Annotated in this window: 17 protein-coding genes; 1 reads left to right on the top strand and 16 read right to left on the bottom strand. The window is 70.2% G+C overall.

The genetic code is table 11. The features are described 5' to 3' along the window. Position 1 precedes the first annotated feature (1 nt). From IE206_RS31630 to proS, 14 genes are all read right to left on the bottom strand, one after another. Positions 2-376, bottom strand: coding sequence for a YraN family protein (locus tag IE206_RS31630; RefSeq protein WP_189968183.1), 375 nt, complete (start codon positions 374-376; stop codon positions 2-4). 158 nt (positions 377-534) lie between these two features. Next, positions 535-843: a DUF2469 domain-containing protein gene (locus IE206_RS31625; protein WP_003965949.1), complete on the bottom strand. Its 309-nt coding sequence runs from the start codon at positions 841-843 to the stop codon at positions 535-537. A gap of 55 nt (positions 844-898) precedes the next feature. After that, positions 899-1,384, bottom strand: a complete 486-nt coding sequence (locus IE206_RS31620) for an NUDIX hydrolase (RefSeq protein WP_189968181.1) — start codon at positions 1,382-1,384, stop codon at positions 899-901. Between the two features lie 4 nt (positions 1,385-1,388). Continuing rightward, positions 1,389-2,132, bottom strand: coding sequence for a signal peptidase I (lepB, locus tag IE206_RS31615; RefSeq protein WP_189968179.1), 744 nt, complete (start codon positions 2,130-2,132; stop codon positions 1,389-1,391). A gap of 103 nt (positions 2,133-2,235) precedes the next feature. Next, positions 2,236-3,090 carry a signal peptidase I gene (gene lepB, locus IE206_RS31610; RefSeq protein WP_189968178.1) on the bottom strand — a complete coding sequence of 285 codons (855 nt, stop codon included), beginning with the start codon at positions 3,088-3,090 and terminating at the stop codon, positions 2,236-2,238. Beyond that, on the bottom strand, positions 3,035-4,216 hold the full coding sequence (lepB, locus tag IE206_RS31605; RefSeq protein WP_189968176.1) for a signal peptidase I: 1,182 nt from the start codon (positions 4,214-4,216) through the stop codon (positions 3,035-3,037). Before lepB (IE206_RS31605) ends, lepB (IE206_RS31610) begins: the two co-directional genes overlap by 56 nt. Continuing rightward, positions 4,209-4,982, bottom strand: a complete 774-nt coding sequence (gene lepB / locus IE206_RS31600; RefSeq protein ID WP_189968174.1) for a signal peptidase I — start codon at positions 4,980-4,982, stop codon at positions 4,209-4,211. The genes lepB (IE206_RS31605) and lepB (IE206_RS31600) overlap by 8 nt, the downstream gene beginning before the upstream one ends. A 56-nt stretch (positions 4,983-5,038) precedes the next feature. Continuing rightward, complete coding sequence (gene rplS, locus IE206_RS31595) at positions 5,039-5,389, bottom strand: 50S ribosomal protein L19 (RefSeq protein WP_100577961.1); 351 nt, start codon at positions 5,387-5,389, stop codon at positions 5,039-5,041. Between the two features lie 126 nt (positions 5,390-5,515). Then, on the bottom strand, positions 5,516-6,337 hold the full coding sequence (gene trmD / locus IE206_RS31590) for a tRNA (guanosine(37)-N1)-methyltransferase TrmD (RefSeq protein ID WP_189968172.1): 822 nt from the start codon (positions 6,335-6,337) through the stop codon (positions 5,516-5,518). Continuing rightward, a complete protein-coding gene (gene rimM / locus IE206_RS31585; protein WP_189968170.1) occupies positions 6,337-6,915 on the bottom strand; it encodes a ribosome maturation factor RimM in 579 nt (192 codons plus the stop codon). Before rimM ends, trmD begins: the two co-directional genes overlap by 1 nt. Positions 6,916-7,079: 164 nt before the next feature. Beyond that, positions 7,080-7,319: an RNA-binding protein gene (locus IE206_RS31580; protein WP_005311361.1), complete on the bottom strand. Its 240-nt coding sequence runs from the start codon at positions 7,317-7,319 to the stop codon at positions 7,080-7,082. A 2-nt stretch (positions 7,320-7,321) separates the two neighbouring features. Next, positions 7,322-7,759: a 30S ribosomal protein S16 gene (gene rpsP, locus IE206_RS31575; RefSeq protein WP_053727931.1), complete on the bottom strand. Its 438-nt coding sequence runs from the start codon at positions 7,757-7,759 to the stop codon at positions 7,322-7,324. A 235-nt stretch (positions 7,760-7,994) separates the two neighbouring features. Further along, positions 7,995-8,597: a hypothetical protein gene (locus IE206_RS31570; RefSeq protein ID WP_189968168.1), complete on the bottom strand. Its 603-nt coding sequence runs from the start codon at positions 8,595-8,597 to the stop codon at positions 7,995-7,997. A 281-nt stretch (positions 8,598-8,878) separates the two neighbouring features. After that, on the bottom strand, positions 8,879-10,291 hold the full coding sequence (proS, locus tag IE206_RS31565; RefSeq protein WP_189968166.1) for a proline--tRNA ligase: 1,413 nt from the start codon (positions 10,289-10,291) through the stop codon (positions 8,879-8,881). A gap of 198 nt (positions 10,292-10,489) precedes the next feature. On the opposite strand from proS, the gene IE206_RS31560 reads away from it, so the two are divergent. Further along, positions 10,490-11,353, top strand: coding sequence for an SAM-dependent methyltransferase (locus tag IE206_RS31560; protein WP_189968164.1), 864 nt, complete (start codon positions 10,490-10,492; stop codon positions 11,351-11,353). Between the two features lie 41 nt (positions 11,354-11,394). On the opposite strand, the gene ftsH is transcribed toward IE206_RS31560, so the two are convergent. Both ftsH and ffh read right to left on the bottom strand, forming a co-directional pair. Next, positions 11,395-13,242, bottom strand: a complete 1,848-nt coding sequence (gene ftsH, locus IE206_RS31555; protein ID WP_373301016.1) for an ATP-dependent zinc metalloprotease FtsH — start codon at positions 13,240-13,242, stop codon at positions 11,395-11,397. 238 nt (positions 13,243-13,480) lie between these two features. Beyond that, complete coding sequence (ffh, locus tag IE206_RS31550; RefSeq protein ID WP_189968160.1) at positions 13,481-15,022, bottom strand: signal recognition particle protein; 1,542 nt, start codon at positions 15,020-15,022, stop codon at positions 13,481-13,483. Positions 15,023-15,069: the final 47 nt, after the last annotated feature.

The following is a 15,069-nucleotide window of genomic DNA, read 5'->3' as shown; positions in this document are numbered from 1 at the left end:
CTCAGGCCACCCCCCGCACGTGTTCGGCCCGCGGGGCGCCCTTGCGGGGCAGTACGACACCGACGATGTCGATCCGTACGCCGCCGGGCGGTGGCCCTCCGTGATCGGCGAGCCAATGCCCGGCCAGCCGCTTGAGCCGGTCGGCCTTGGCGGGAGTGACGGCGGCCATGGGGTGTTCGTAGGCGCCGCTCCTGCGGGTCTTGACCTCGCAGATGACGAGCACGCTCCCGCCGGGGGACGTGTCGCTGGCGACGATGTCGATCTCGCCGGTCCTGCCGCAGCGCCAGTTGCGTTCCAGGACCGTCATTCCGGCCGCTTCGAGCAGCCGTACCGCCAGGTCTTCGCCGTATTTTCCGAGTGCTCCGCGAGCGTTCATCCGGCACCACCTCCGGCACCGACTGTCACGCATCCGGCGCGGGCGAGTGGATCTTGGTGGACAGCTCTTCGGTTGTGGAAAACTCCGCCACCCGAAGGAGTCCTTCCGCCCTCGGCGCAAGCCCCTGCCGGCCCCAACGAGCCCCGGCGGGCGGCGGCTCAGCCGCCCGGCAGTTCGAGGTCGCTCTTGTTCAGCTCCTCGATGTTCACGTCCTTGAACGTGAGGACCCGAACCTGCTTGACGAACCTGGCCGGCCGGTACATGTCCCACACCCAGGCGTCCGCCATCGACACCTCGAAGAACACCTCACCCTGGACCGAGTGCACCTGCATCTCGTAGTCATTGGTGAGGTAGAAACGCCGTTCGGTCTCGATCACGTATTTGAACAGACCGACGACGTCGCGGTACTCCCGGTAGAGCTTCAGCTCCATCTCGGTCTCGTACTTTTCGAGGTCCTCGGCGCTCATGGCATGTTCCCCTTCAGCCGTGCGTCCCCCTATTGTGCGTCAGCCCCCTGGGCCCCTAAACGATTTCCGGGGCCAGGACCACCGGCGCGTGCGGAGGACCCTCGTCGAGCAGCGTGCGCAGCAGCTCGGCGAGCCTGGTCGGGTACACCGTCTCACGCGCCGCTGACAGTTCGGCGGAGGTCCACCACCTCAGCCCCGCGGTACTGCGCTGCTCCAGCTCCGTCAGCCCCGTGGGGACGGCCTCGGTCTGGGCGGTACGGGCCAGGTAGTACCACTCGTCCTGGTCCCAGCGGCGTCCGTCGAAGGGGAACGAGCACGTCCGCTGCCACAGGACCGGCCCGAGCTCGACGTCTGTGATTCCGGTCTCCTCCGCGAGCTCGCGCAGGGCCGCCTCGGCCCGGGTCTCGTCGCCCTCCAGGCCTCCGCCGGGGGTGAACCACCAGGTGTCGGCGGGGTCTTCGGGCTCGTACCCGTGCATGAGCAGGATCCGGTCGTCCGGGTCGAGCAGGACGACCCTGGCGACCTTGCGGGGTTCGGTCACGGGTTCACCTCCCGGCGGGCGAGGCGGCGCGGGCCCTGCGACGCCGGGCGAGACCGGCGATCGGCCCGTAGGCGGCGCCGGCCAGGATCAGCACCACGCCGGCCACGACGGCGCCCAGGACCAGTTTCAGCGGGCCGGGCTGCGAGATGCCACCCGGCATCGCCTCGAAGCCCGAAGGACGCCCCAGCATGCCGTCCATGGGCCAGGCGATGGCGTCCACCCGGGCGGAGACCGCCGACAGCGGGACCGAGCCGTTGGCGGTGTCGTCCAGGTGGACGCGGGAGTCCAGCGAGACGTAGCGGTCGTCGCCGAGCAGGAAGACCTGGCCCTGCGGGACCTTGGCGTCGAAGGGCGAGGCGGAAGCGGGGGTCTTGCCGTGCAGATACGGTTCGTCAACCGGTTGGCCGTTGACGGTGAGCTTCCCGTCGGTGCCGCAGCACTTCACGACGTCACCGCCGATGCCGACCACGCGCTTGACCATGGGCATGTTGCTCCAGGTCTTGTCGGTGAACACCACGACGTCACCGCGCCGGACGTCACCGCCGGATATGCGCTGGGCCAGCACCCGGTCGCCGGCCTTGACGGTCGGCGACATCGACTGGGTGGGCACGGTGTACGGCTTGTACTGCACGGCGCCCCAGGCGAACCCGCCGAGGAAGAGGACACAGCCGACGGCCACGGCCAGCCCCGACAGCACACTGCCGAGACCGCGGCCGTGGCCGTCGTGGTCCAGTCCGTTACCGCTCATCGCAGCGCTCCCTTCCGGCAGCGCCCCGGGGTGCGCGAGGCAGCCCGGGACCCCGGAGATCGACATTCCGGGACCGCACCCTACCCGGCGGTACACCGCCAGGTCAGCCCTTGGCGACCGGGCTTTCCGCCTTGACCTGCGCTTGAAGGAGCCTGCGGCGCCGCCACAGGACCATCGGGACCGCGCCGACGAGGCCGACGGCGGCGGGCGCCGCCGTGCCCATCGCGCTCAGGCCGGGCTGGTCGAAGGTGTCGGGGACGCCGAGCCAGTCGATGCGGTTGAGCGGCCAGGCGATGGTGAAGGCGCGGCCGACGACCTCGTCGGTGGACACCGTGCCGCCACCGGTCAGTTCCTGGTGGTAGCGGGAGTCCAGCGAGTTCTGGCGGTGGTCGCCCATCACCCAGATCCGGCCCTTGGGCACCGTGATCGGCCCGAACGGCATGTCGTCGCAGGCGCTGTCGCCCGGGTAGATGTACGGCTCCTTCAGGGCCTTGCCGTTGACCGTGACGGGCCCGCCCTTCTTGCACTCGACCTTGTCGCCGCCGACCGCGATGACCCGCTTGATCAGGTCCTTCTCCTCGGCGGACGGCATCAGGCCGATGAAGCTGAGGAACTTCTGCGCGGCGTTCGGGTTCGGCGTCGGCTCGCCGTCCAGCCAGCCGCCCGGGTCGTGGAAGACGACGACCTCGCCGCGCTGCGGCTCGGCGCCGAACCACGGGGTCAACTTGTCGACCAGCACCCGGTCCCCGCGCTGCAGGGTGTCCTGCATCGAGTCCGAGGGGATGGAGAAGGCCTGCACCAGGAACGTCTTGATCAACAGGGCCAGGACCAGCGCGATGCCGACCAGGAGCGGCAGTTCCTTCCAGAAGGAACGCGGCTTCTTGGGGGCGCTGCCCTTGGCGTCAACGGGTCCTTCGTCGCCGGATCCGCCGCCCTGCCCACTGCCCTGCGCCGGCACGGTGTGCTCGGTCGCGGGGCTGTCCGCAGGTCCCGCGGAGGGTCCCGGGGAGGAATCGGCGAGCTCGCTCTCCGGCCGCTCCTCCGGCTCTTCGCGTCCGGATCGTGCGCCGACCGCCAAATCCCCCACATCCACTCCTCACTCTGTGCCACCGCCTGGCCCGTACGAGGCTCAGGCCCACCACTCCCATAACGAGCGGGAGTTCCGCAGGGGTCGGGGGCTGGGTCGCTTGGTCCGGCTCCGCCGCCGGATCCCGGGACGACACCCTATGCGACATACCCAGGGCCGAGCCGCCGGGCGCGGCGGGCACCGAGTCGAATGCGGGCGGCACCTCCAGCCGGCGCCAGTGCGAGAAAGGCCAGGCCACGACCACCGCGCGGCCCACCACTCCGCTCACCGGGACGGTGCCCTGATGGCCGTCGTCGAGGTGGTAGCGGGAGTCCGCCGAGTTGGACCGGTGGTCACCCATGACGAAGATCCGGCCCTGGGGAACCTTTACCTCGAATTGGATGAGCGAGGGCGGATTCCCGGGGTGGACGTACGGCTCGTCGAGGGGTTGGCCGTTGACGGTGACCTTGCCGTCCTTGTCGCAGCACTTCACGGTGTCGCCGCCGACCGCGATGACGCGCTTGATCAGGTCCTGCTCGTTGTCGGAGGGCAGCAGGCCGATGAAGGTGAGGCCCTGCTTGATCTGTTTGACGACGACGGGGTCCTCGCCGGTGGCCGTCTTCTGCTCGCCCTTGAGCCAGCCGCCGGGGTCCTTGAACACGACGACGTCGCCCCGCTCCGGCTTCGAGCCGAACCAGGGCGTGAGTTTGTCGACCAGGACGCGGTCGCCGATCGTGATGGTCTGCTGCATCGAGCCGGACGGGATCACGAAGGCCTGCACGAGGAAGGTCTTCAGTACGAGGGCGATGAGCAGCGCCACGACGATCAGGACGGGTATCTCGCGCACCGCCGACCTGCGTCTGCGCCGCTTGACCCTGCGGGCGAGTTTGCGCCGCTCGGCCCGGCCGCTCTGGCCGCGCCTGCCGGGAGCCGGTGCGCCGGACGTGGGGCGGGTGCCGGTGGGCAGCGGCTGGTCGCGGGCGGGGGCACTGGAACGCGGCCGCCCGCGGCTACCCATGTCCCCCGCCCGGCGCCCGTACGCCCGCGAAGGCGCCGGAGCCGCCCACCGACGTCCACCGGCCGAAGGGCCAGCCGATCCAGTCGGCCCGCCCGATCACCCGGCCCACGGGGACCATGCCGCCGCCGGGGTCGCCGAGGTGGTCGCGGGAGTCGCTGGAGCGGGAGCGGTGGTCGCCGAGGACCCACAGGGTGCCGTCGGGCACGACGATGTCGAAGGGGACCTGGGAGGGGCTGTCTCCGGGGTGCAGATAGGGCTCGTCGACGGCCGTGCCGTTCACCTGGATCCTCCCCCGCTGGTCGCAGCAGACCACGTGGTCCCCTCCGATGCCGACGACGCGCTTGACGTAGTCGGTCTCGGCGGGCTCGGTCAGGCCGAGGGCCGCACCTGCTGAACGCACCGCACGCCCCAGCGGGTTCCCCTCGTCGCCTTCTCGTACGAAGGAGCCCCGCCCGTCGAAGACGACGACGTCGCCGCGCTCGGGGGTGCCGCCGAAGCGGTAGGCGAGCTTGTTGACCAGGACCCGGTCACCGACTTTGAGCGTCGGTTCCATCGAGCCGCTGGGGATGAGGAAGGGCTGCACCACGAAGTGGCTGAGCAGCAGCAGGAAGACGACGCAGAGCGCGAACAGCGCCCCGGTCTTGCGCCAGGGCCCTTCCAGATGGCCGGACAGGGCGCTGAAACGCGCGGAGCGCGACTCTTCCGCGGGCCCCGGATCGGGGGTGGCGGAAGAGTCGCGCTCCGTGTGCTGTGCTTCGGTGTCCATCGGGGCCAGAGCTTATCCGGCCGCCGTCAGACCCGTACGCGCGTGTGAGCCGGGGCTCAGCGGTCGCGCTTCTCCTTGATCTTCGCGGCCTTGCCGCGCAGCTCACGGAGGTAGTAGAGCTTGGCGCGACGGACGTCACCGCGGGTCACGACCTCGATCTTCTCGAAGATCGGGGAGTTCACCGGGAAGGTGCGCTCGACGCCGACGGAGAAGGAGACCTTGCGGACCGTGAAGGTCTCGGAGACACCGGCGCCCTGGCGGCGGATGACTACGCCCTTGAACTGCTGGATACGGGAGCGGTTGCCCTCGATGACGCGGACGTGGACGTTGACGGTGTCGCCCGGACGGAAGGACGGGACGTCGCTGCGCAGCGTGGCGGCGTTGACGGAGTCGAGCAGGCTTGCCATGACTGACTACTTCCTCACTGATGCCACAGGTCATCAGCGGAATTCGAGACGAATGGGGTGCTGTTCGCGGAAGGCGGGCGTCGTTCCCCCTGTGGCAGGGGCGCCGGCTGGGCGTACAGCAGCGGCCTATTCTTCCACGGCCTCGGGCCTGCGCCAAAATCGGCCGCCCGGCTCGGGGGTCCAGCCGAGGATGGAGAGGGTTTCGCGGTCCTTCTTGTCGAAGGCGGAGGCCTCGCAGCGCTCGATCAGGTCGGGCCGGTTCTGGGCGGTGCGCTTGAACGCCTCGTCGCGGCGCCAGCGGGCGATCTTGCCGTGGTGGCCGCTGAGCAGGACGTCCGGGATCCCGTGACCGCGCCACTCGGGGGGCTTGGTGTACACGGGGCCTTCGAGGAGGTTGGCCATGGCGCCGGGTGCGAAGGAGTCGTCGCGGTGCGATTCGGCGTTGCCGAGGACGCCGGGCAGCAGCCGGGCCACCGCCTCGGTGATCACCAGGACCGCGGCCTCGCCGCCGGCGAGCACGTAGTCGCCGATGGACACCTCGTACACCGGGAGCCGGGTCGCGTACTCGTCCATGACGCGGCGGTCGATGCCCTCGTAGCGGGCCGGCGTGAAGATCAGCCAAGGGCGCTCGGAGAGCTCGACGGCGAGTTCCTGGGTGAAGGGGCGGCCGCTGGGCGTGGGCACGACCAGGACCGGGCTGTGCGCCCCGGACTCGTACCCGCTCGCCAGCGCGTCGTCGAGGCAGTCGCCCCAGGGCTCGGTCTTCATGACCATGCCGGGTCCGCCGCCGTAGGGGGTGTCGTCGACCGTGTTGTGCCGGTCGTACGTCCAGTCCCGCAGGTCGTGGACGTGGACGTCGAGCCGGCCTCGGGCCCGGGCCTTGCCGACCAGGGAGACGTTCAGGGGTTCGAGGTACTCGGGGAAGATCGTGACGACGTCGAGCCGCATCAGTTCGCGTCCCCGGCGTTCTCGGTGTCATCGCCGGACTCGTCGTCCCTGGCCGAGGCGATCTCGGCGCGGTCGTCGATGAGGCCGGGCGGGGGGTCGATGACCGCGCGCTGGGCTTCTAGGTCGATCTCGGTGACGATCTGCTCGACGAACGGGATCATGACCTCGGTGCCGTCGGGCCGCTCCACGATGAAGAGGTCCTGCGAGGGCAGATGGGTGATCTCGGTGATGCGGCCGACCTCGGTGCCGTCGGCGAGCACCACGTCCAGGTCCATGAGCTGGTGGTCGTAGTACTCGTCGGGCTCTTCCGGCAGTGCGGCCGGGTCGACGTCGGCGATGAGGAGGGTGTTGCGCAGGGCCTCGGCGGCGGTGCGGTCGCGTACGCCCTCGAAGCGCAGCAGCAGCCGGCCGCTGTGCACCCGGCCGGTCTCGATGGTCAGCGGGCCCGCCGACGCCGGCTCGGTGGTGAGTACGGCGCCGGGGCCGAGCCTCAGCTCCGGCTCGTCGGTGCGCACCTCGACGGTGACCTCGCCCTTGATGCCGTGGGCGCGGCCGATCCGCGCGACTACCAACTGCACGCTTGCTTCTCCTTCGGACAACTTCCGACAACTGCAGACCATCGCGGCCCCGGTGCGGCCGCGGCCTTCGTACCACTATGGCCCGGAATACGACTGCGGGCCGGGGAGGGCCAGAAGCCCTCCCCGGCCCGAGCCGGCGTATCTAGGTAAAGCGACCCTACTGGTCAGCGAACCTGGTCCACGTCGACGAGGTCGACCCGGATGCCACGTCCGCCGATTGCGCCCACGACGGTGCGCAGGGCGCGGGCGGTACGGCCGTTGCGGCCGATCACCTTGCCGAGGTCGTCGGGGTGGACCCGGACCTCCAGCACGCGCCCCCGGCGCAGGTTGCGCGAGGCGACCTGCACGTCGTCGGGGTTGTCGACGATGCCCTTCACGAGGTGCTCGAGAGCCTCCTCGAGCATGCTCAGGCCTCGGTCGACTCGGCGGCGGCCTCGGCCTCGTCCGCCTTCTTCTCGGTCTTCTTCGCCTTCTGGGTGATGGCCTCACCCTTGGCGTCGTCGCCCTCGAGGGTCTTGGCGAAGGCCTCGAAGGAAGCGCGCTTGTCTTCCTTCGTCTCCGGCTGGAGCAGCGGCGCGGGGGCCGGGAGGCCCTTGTGCGCCTGCCAGTCACCGGTGAGCTTCAGGATGGCGAGGACGGCCTCGGTCGGCTGGGCGCCGACGGACAGCCAGTACTGCGCACGCTCGGCGTTGACCTCGATGCGCGACGGGTTGTACGTCGGGTGGTACAGACCGATTTCCTCGATCGCGCGACCGTCACGGCGAGTGCGGGCGTCGGCGACGACGATGCGGTAGTGCGGCTGGCGAATCTTGCCGAGGCGCTTGAGCTTGATCTTGACTGCCACTGGAGTGGTGTCTCCTGGTCTTGACGTGGTTGGGCACATGAGATGCCACGTGGGGTTGCGGTACTCGGGTGCCCGATGGACGCGTCAGCCGGAGGCGAGAGGGTTCCTGTGCGGCTGTCGAGTACAGCTAGCCATTGTGCCACACGCCTGGAGTGCGCACGCCGGGGGTCCGTGGGGCACCCCCGGTGGCCCGCTCCCCCGGACCTGCCGCCCCTGCCGGCGGCGGGGCCCGGGGTCAGCCGACCGCGGCGACCACTTCGGCCCCTTCCGGGATGCGGAACGGCTTGCCGCAGCCGCCGCAGACGATCGGCGCCTGGGCGAGCACGGAGGGGACCACGCGCACGTTGCGCCCGCAGTCGCAGACGGCCTTGACCCGCACGCCGCCCCCGGAGGAGCCGTGCCGGGCGGCAGGCCCGCGGAAGGAGCGCTTGGTGTCGGCGGCGGTGGCGACCGTGTGCGCCTTGAGCGCGCGCTGCAGCCGTTCGATGGTGGGCCGGTAACGGCGCCTTGCCTCGGCGTTCAGCGTGACCAGGGAGAAGCCGCTGCTGGGGTGCGGTTCCTCCGTGTGGTCGAGGCCGAGCTCCTCGGCGATCGCCAGAAATCTCCGGTTGTGGTAGCGGCCGGCGCGGGAGGTGTCGCGGACACCGCGGGCGGCGGCAATGCCGTGGACTGCCTCATGGAGCAGTCGCTCGAAGGAGAGCTCGGCGCCGCAGGCGGACGACGACTCTCCGATCAGGGACTCGGGCGCGGCTAGGTCCGGCAGCTCGGGGTGGTACCGCTGAATGTCGGCCCACGCCTGTGCCAGCTCTGCGGCGAGAACAGGTGGTGTCGTGCTCACGTCGTGACAACGAGCCGCAGGGCCGCTGTGTTCCTATTCCGGGGCATCCCAAATAATTTGCTCGTACCCGTCAGTTGGCATTGATGCGTGCGGACGAGGGCGGGTGCGCTGATCTGCGGAGAAGGCTCACAGCTCACACCAAGGTATGACGTAGCGGCGCGTACGCCCCAGCGCGTAGATGAAGTCCGCACGCCGGGGCGGCCATTGCCGGGTGGTACGCAAGAGCCGTTTCGGCCGACTCACGGTGGCTTGTGCGCCACGTGCGCCGGGCCCGGGTCCCCTCAGTAGGCGCGAGCCACGATCGCGACCGTACCGGGCGCGTCGTCGGCCTCGGGCACCGACCCGTCCTCGGCGACCAGACACCGTACGGACACGGCCTGTTCGGCGAGCTTGGCCTCGCCCTCGGGGCCGAGGTCCGCCCACGGGATGCGCGCCCAGCCGCCGGCGATCGCGGCCTCGGCCGCCTCGTCGAGGGTGGCGACCTCGCTCGTACGGGACTCTCGGCGCTCGCGGGACTGCTTCAGGAGCAGCGCCTGGTCCTCTTCGAGGACGGCGGGCAGCAGCTCGGCGAGCGCGTCGATCGAGACGGGCTCCTTGCCGCCGGGGATGCGGCGGGCCAGCATCGCGGTGCCCGCCTCCAGGTCGCGCGGGCCGATCTCGATGCGTACGGGGACGCCCTTGAGCTCCCAGTCCACGGCGCGGCGGCCGAACGGGGTGTCCACGCGGTCGTCGACCTGGACGCGCAGCCCCGCGGCCTTCAGGCGGTCGCCCAGTTCGCGGACCTTGGTGACGGCCCCGTCGCCCTTGATCGCCATGACGACGACCTGGACGGCGGCGAGCCGCGGCGGCACCCGCAGGCCGTTGTCGTCGCCGTGCGACATGATCAGTCCGCCGACCATGCGGGTGGAGACGCCCCAGGAGGTCTGCCAGACGAGTTCCTGCTTGCCGTCCCTTGACAGGTACTGGGTGTTGAAGGCCTTGGCGAAGTTGGTGCCGAGCTCGTGGCTGGTACCCATCTGCAGCGCCTTGCCGTCGCCCATCATCCCTTCGAGGGTGAGGGTGTTGATGGCTCCGGCGAAGCGCTCCTTGGCGGTCTTGCGGCCGAGGACCACGTCGATGCCGAGAACGTTGATCATGAAGTCGGCGTAGACCTCGCGGTGGATGCGTGCGGCGTAGTCGCGGGCGTCCTCGTAGCTGGCATGGGCGGTGTGCCCCTCCTGCCACAGGAATTCGCTCGTACGGAGGAAGACGCGCGGGCGCATCTCCCAACGGACCACGTTCGCCCACTGGTTGATGAGCAGCGGCAGGTCGCGGTAGCTCTGGACCCACTTCGAGAAGTAGTCGTTGATGATCGTCTCGGAGGTGGGGCGCACCACGACGGGCTCTTCGAGCTCCTTGCCGCCACCGTGCGTGACCACCGCGAGCTCGGGCGCGAAGCCCTCGACGTGCTCAGCCTCGCGAGTCAGGTAAGACTGGGGGATGAAGAGCGGGAAGTACGCGTTCTGGGCGCCCGCGTCCTTGATGCGTGCGTCCATCTCCTGCTGCATCCGTTCCCACAGGCCGTAGCCGTACGGTCGGATCACCATGGTGCCGCGCACGGGCCCGTTGTCCGCGAGCTCGGCCTTGTTGATCAGATCCTGGTACCAGCGGGGAAAGTCTTCCGCCTGGGGCGTGAGAACGGGTGCCTTTGCCATGGCGCGAATGGTACGGCGCACGGGTCGGTGAGCGTGAATCGCCTTCCGGCCGCACCTGATCCTCGCTTCCTGGCTCCGCCCTCTGGACGCGGGGCGGGATGCGGAGTTCCCTGGCATACGGGGGAAGTGCGTACGGACATTCACGGGGGGCTGTCAATCAGGACACAGCTGACCTCTCGGCGGATTGGGGCGCTTTCCATGACACCAACGCTCGTCCGGCATCAGTCCCGCACGGCCTCCGCCCCCTCGGCGGGCACGACCGGGCGCGCGCGGGACTGGGCGGAGATCCAGGAACGGATGCTCGTCCCCCTCGTCGAGGCGACGTACGAGCGGCTCGACGTGGGTCCTGCCACGCGGCTGCTCGGGCTCGGCTGCGGCTCGGGGCTCGCGCTGCTGATCGCGGCCTCGCGCGGGGCGGCGGTCACCGGCGTCGACCGCCCCGAGCGGGCCGCGCGCCTGGCGCTGGCGCGCGAGCGCCTGGTGCCCGAGACCGGGCGGGACGGCGCGCCGGGGATGGGCGCGAGCCGCCTGGTGACGGGCTCCCCCGCCGACATCAAGGAGCAGGGCCGTCCTCCGTACAACTTGATCACCGCTTTCGAGCCCATCGGCTGTGCGGCCGGTGATACGGAAGGCCTGGTGTCCACGCTGGAGGCGGCCGTCGCGCTCGCGGAGCACGGCAGCGCCGTGGTCCTGGCCGGCTGGGGGCCGCCGGAGCGGTGTGCCACCTCGGCGGTGCTGCGGGTGGCGACCCGGCTGACCGCTCGCCTGAACGACGCCCCGCGCTGGCGGCCGAGCGCGCGCGACGACCTGGAGGACGTGGCCGCGCGCGCCGGGCTCAAGCCGGACGGCTCGGGCCGGGTGGCGTGCCCGTTCGGCTACGCGGATCTGGACAGCGCGGTACGGGGCCTGATGTCGACGGGCGCCTTCGACGCGGCGGCCCGGGCCACCGACCAGGCCCAGGTGGAGAAGGAGCTCATCGAGGCGCTGCACGGGCACGTCCGGCGCGACGGCACGGTGTGGATGCCCAATGTCTTCCGTTATCTGATCGCCCGCATTCCGTGAACGTCCGTAACAACCGCTTCTTGTAAGGATGTCGAGAGGGGCTAGGACCCCGCCTTGGACAGGCGGGGGATCCCGGCCGCCTGGTAGGCGGCCGCCTCCTCCAGGGTCTCGTTGGCGAGCAGGGCCTCCGCGAGGGCGTCCAGCTTGTCGCGGTTCTCGCGAAGGAGCCGGACCGCCTTCTCGTAGCACTCGTCCACGATGCGGCGCATCTCGACGGCGATGGCGTCCAGGGTGCCGGGCGCCGCCGAGAGCCCGTAGGCCTGCTGGGCGTCGCTCGGCAGCGCGGACAGCGGGCCGATCTTCTCGCTCATGCCCCAGCGGCCGACCATGCCGCGCACGATGTTGGTCACCTGCTCCAGGTCGTTCTCGGCGCCGGTGGTGACCACGTCGAAGACGAGCTGTTCGGCCGCCATGCCGCCGAGCGCCCCGATGACCCGGCCGCGCAGATACTCCTCGGTGTACGCGTACTTGTCGGAGTCCGGGGTGGACAGGGTGACGCCGAGGGCCCGGCCGCGCGGCACGATGGTGACCTTGCGGACCGGGTCGGCGCCGGGCTGGAGCATGCCGAGCAGCGCGTGCCCGCTCTCGTGGTACGCGGTGCGGCGGCGCTCCTCGTACGGCATCACCAGGGGCCGCTCCGCGCCGAGTTGGACCTTTTCCAGGGCGTCGGACAGGTCGGACTGGGTGACCTCGCGCTGCTGGCGTTTGACGGCGAGCAGGGCCGCCTCGTTGGCGAGGTTGGCGAGTTCGGCGCCGGTCATGCCCGGGGTGGTGCGCGCGACCTGCTCCAGGTCGACGCTCTGGTCCATCGGGATCTCACGAGTGTGGATCTTCAGGATGGCCTCGCGGCCGCCCCGGTCGGGCGGGCTGACGTGGACGATGCGGTCGAAGCGGCCGGGCCGGGTGAGCGCCGGGTCCAGGACGTCGGACCGGTTGGTGGCGGCGAGCACGATGACGCCCTCGGAGCCGGAGAAGCCGTCCATCTCGGTGAGGATCTGGTTCAGGGTCTGTTCGCGCTCGTCGTGGCCACCCATGCCGGAGCCGCCGCCGCGGGCCCGGCCGATGGTGTCGATCTCGTCGATGAAGACGATCGCGGGGGCCACCTTGCGGGCCTCGGCGAAGAGTTCGCGTACGCGCGAGGCGCCCACGCCCACGATCATCTCGATGAACTCGGAGGCCGACGCCGAGAAGAACGGCACCCCGGCCTCCCCCGCGACCGCCCGGGCGAGCAGCGTCTTGCCGGTTCCGGGCGGGCCCGCGAGCAGCACGCCGCCGGGCATCTTCGCGCCCATCGCGCGATAGGCGTCCGGGTTCTTGAGGAAGTCGACGACGTCGTTGAGCTCGCCCTCGACCTCGTCGATGCCGGCCACGTCCTCGAAGGTGGTGCGCTTGCCGTCGGGCCCCATCTCGACCGGTTTGGGCGGCGTCTTGCGGCCGAGCATGCCGCCCGCGCCGCCGCCCATGCCCGCGCTCATGCGGCGGGCGATGAACACCCACAGGACGACGAGCAGGAGCATCGGGGCGAGCGAGATCAGCAGATTGGCGAGGAAGCTGCGGTGCTCCACGACCGGCTCGGCGGTGACCGTGACGTTCTGCTTGGTCAGCTGGGCCCATAGATCGTCGTCGGCGAAGGTCGGCCGCTGGGTGGTGAATTTCGTGTAGTCGCCGCTGCCCTCGCCGGAGGGGACCGGCGCCTTGTTCTTGAGCTGGCCCTGGATGGCGTCGCCCTTGGCGTAGATCTTCGAGACATTGCCGGCCGCGACCTGCTTGCTGAATTCGGTGTACGAGACGGTCGGCTCGTCGCCGTCGTTGAAGAACGACAGGATCAGGTTGGTGATCAGGTACACGATCAGCGCGGTGAGGATCAGCCGGCCCCAGCCGCCGGGCATCTTCTTCTTCGGCGCGGGCGGCGGTGGCGCCCCTTCCGAGCGCCACGGCTGATCGGGGCGGTCGCGCGGGGGTACGGAACTGGGCACGTGCTCTCCTCATGGCCGGTACGCGCCATTATTGGAGACCCGTATAAATAAGGCATTCCGGGCGGGCCGCCCGGCGGATCGCGGCCCGGCAAACGCGTGGGGCGCCCCCCGGACCGGCCGGAAAGCGCCCCACGCGTACGACTGCGGGCGGTCAGCCCATGAACTTCTTGAACTCGTCGGGCAGCTCGAAGTTCTTCTGCTCCTCGGCGGCCGGCAGGCCGAGCGCCCCGCCCTGCGCCTTGCGCTCGGCGGCCGCGGCCTCCTCCGCCTTGCGCTTCATCGGGTTGCCGCTCTTGCGCTTGCCCTTGGCCTGCTTGATCTGCTTCTTCTGCCGGCCGGGACCGCCACCCATACCCGGCATCCCGGGCATGCCCGGCATTCCGCCGCCCTGGGCCATGCGGGACATCATCTTGCGGGCCTCGAAGAACCGCTCGACCAGGTTCTTGACCGCGCTGACCTCGACACCGGAGCCCTTGGCGATACGGGCACGGCGCGAGCCGTTGATGATGGTCGGCTCGTGGCGCTCGCCGGGGGTCATCGACTTGATGATGGCCGCGGTGCGGTCCACGTCCCGCTCGTCGATGTTGTTGATCTGGTCCTTGATCTGCCCCATGCCGGGCAGCATGCCGAGCAGCTTGGAGATGGAGCCCATCTTGCGGACCTGCTCCATCTGGGCCAGGAAGTCGTCGAGCGTGAAGTCCTTGCCCTTGCTCGACGCCAGCTTGGAGGCCATCTTCTCGGCCTCTTCCTGGCTGAACGTCTTCTCCGCCTGCTCGATCAGGGTGAGCAGGTCACCCATGTCGAGGATGCGGGACGCCATCCGGTCCGGATGGAAGGCGTCGAAGTCCTCCAGCTTCTCGCCGTTGGAGGCGAACATGATCTGCTTGCCCGTGACGTGGGCGATCGAGAGCGCCGCGCCGCCGCGGGCGTCGCCGTCGAGCTTGGAGAGCACCACGCCGTCGAAGCCGACGCCGTCGCGGAAGGCCTCGGCGGTGTTGACCGCGTCCTGGCCGATCATCGCGTCGACGACGAAGAGGACCTCGTCGGGGCTGACGGCGTCGCGGATGTCCGCGGCCTGCTGCATCAGCTCCTGGTCGATGCCGAGGCGTCCGGCGGTGTCGACGACGACCACGTCGTACTGCTTGGACCGGGCGAACTCGATCGAGTCCTGGGCGACCTTGACCGGGTCACCGACGCCGTTGCCCGGCTCCGGCGCGTAGACCGCGACACCGGCGCGCTCGGCGACGACGCTCAGCTGGTTGACGGCGTTGGGACGCTGGAGGTCACACGCCACCAGGAGCGGGGAGTGACCCTGCCCCTTGAGCCACTTGCCGAGCTTTCCGGCGAGGGTGGTCTTACCGGCACCCTGGAGGCCCGCGAGCATGATCACGGTCGGCGGGTTCTTGGCGAACCGCAGGCGCCGGGTCTCGCCGCCGAGGATGCCGATGAGCTCCTCGTTGACGATCTTGACGACCTGCTGGGCGGGGTTGAGGGCCTGGGAGACCTCGATGCCGGACGCGCGCTCCTTGACCTGCTTGATGAAGGCGCGGACTACGGGCAGCGCGACGTCGGCTTCCAGGAGCGCGATGCGGATCTCGCGCGCCGTGGCGTCGATGTCCGCCTCGCTCAAGCGTCCTTTGCCCCGGAGGTTCTTGAACGTCGCACTCAGGCGGTCGGAAAGGGTATCGAACACGGTGGTCGCGGGTCCTCGGCTCGTGGGGCGGTCGGGTGAACGTCCCC

Origin of the sequence: Streptomyces violascens (assembly GCF_014649955.1) — a bacterium.
GTDB classification, from domain to species: Bacteria; Actinomycetota; Actinomycetes; order Streptomycetales; family Streptomycetaceae; genus Streptomyces; species Streptomyces violascens.
This window is presented reverse-complemented; position numbering and strand designations above follow the sequence as displayed.

Excerpts from the sequence above, each read along its gene's own strand:
- IE206_RS31630 (WP_189968183.1), bottom strand. The coding sequence starts at position 376 with ATGAACGCTCGCGGAGCACTCGGAAAATACGGCGAAGACCTGGCGGTA.
- IE206_RS31625 (WP_003965949.1), bottom strand. The coding sequence starts at position 843 with ATGAGCGCCGAGGACCTCGAAAAGTACGAGACCGAGATGGAGCTGAAG.
- lepB (WP_189968179.1), bottom strand. The coding sequence starts at position 2,132 with ATGAGCGGTAACGGACTGGACCACGACGGCCACGGCCGCGGTCTCGGC.
- lepB (WP_189968176.1), bottom strand. The coding sequence starts at position 4,216 with ATGGGTAGCCGCGGGCGGCCGCGTTCCAGTGCCCCCGCCCGCGACCAG.
- lepB (WP_189968174.1), bottom strand. The coding sequence starts at position 4,982 with ATGGACACCGAAGCACAGCACACGGAGCGCGACTCTTCCGCCACCCCC.
- rplS (WP_100577961.1), bottom strand. The coding sequence starts at position 5,389 with ATGGCAAGCCTGCTCGACTCCGTCAACGCCGCCACGCTGCGCAGCGAC.
- trmD (WP_189968172.1), bottom strand. The coding sequence starts at position 6,337 with ATGCGGCTCGACGTCGTCACGATCTTCCCCGAGTACCTCGAACCCCTG.
- IE206_RS31580 (WP_005311361.1), bottom strand. The coding sequence starts at position 7,319 with ATGCTCGAGGAGGCTCTCGAGCACCTCGTGAAGGGCATCGTCGACAAC.
- proS (WP_189968166.1), bottom strand. The coding sequence starts at position 10,291 with ATGGCAAAGGCACCCGTTCTCACGCCCCAGGCGGAAGACTTTCCCCGC.
- IE206_RS31560 (WP_189968164.1), top strand. The coding sequence starts at position 10,490 with ATGACACCAACGCTCGTCCGGCATCAGTCCCGCACGGCCTCCGCCCCC.
- ftsH (WP_373301016.1), bottom strand. The coding sequence starts at position 13,242 with ATGCCCGGCGGCTGGGGCCGGCTGATCCTCACCGCGCTGATCGTGTAC.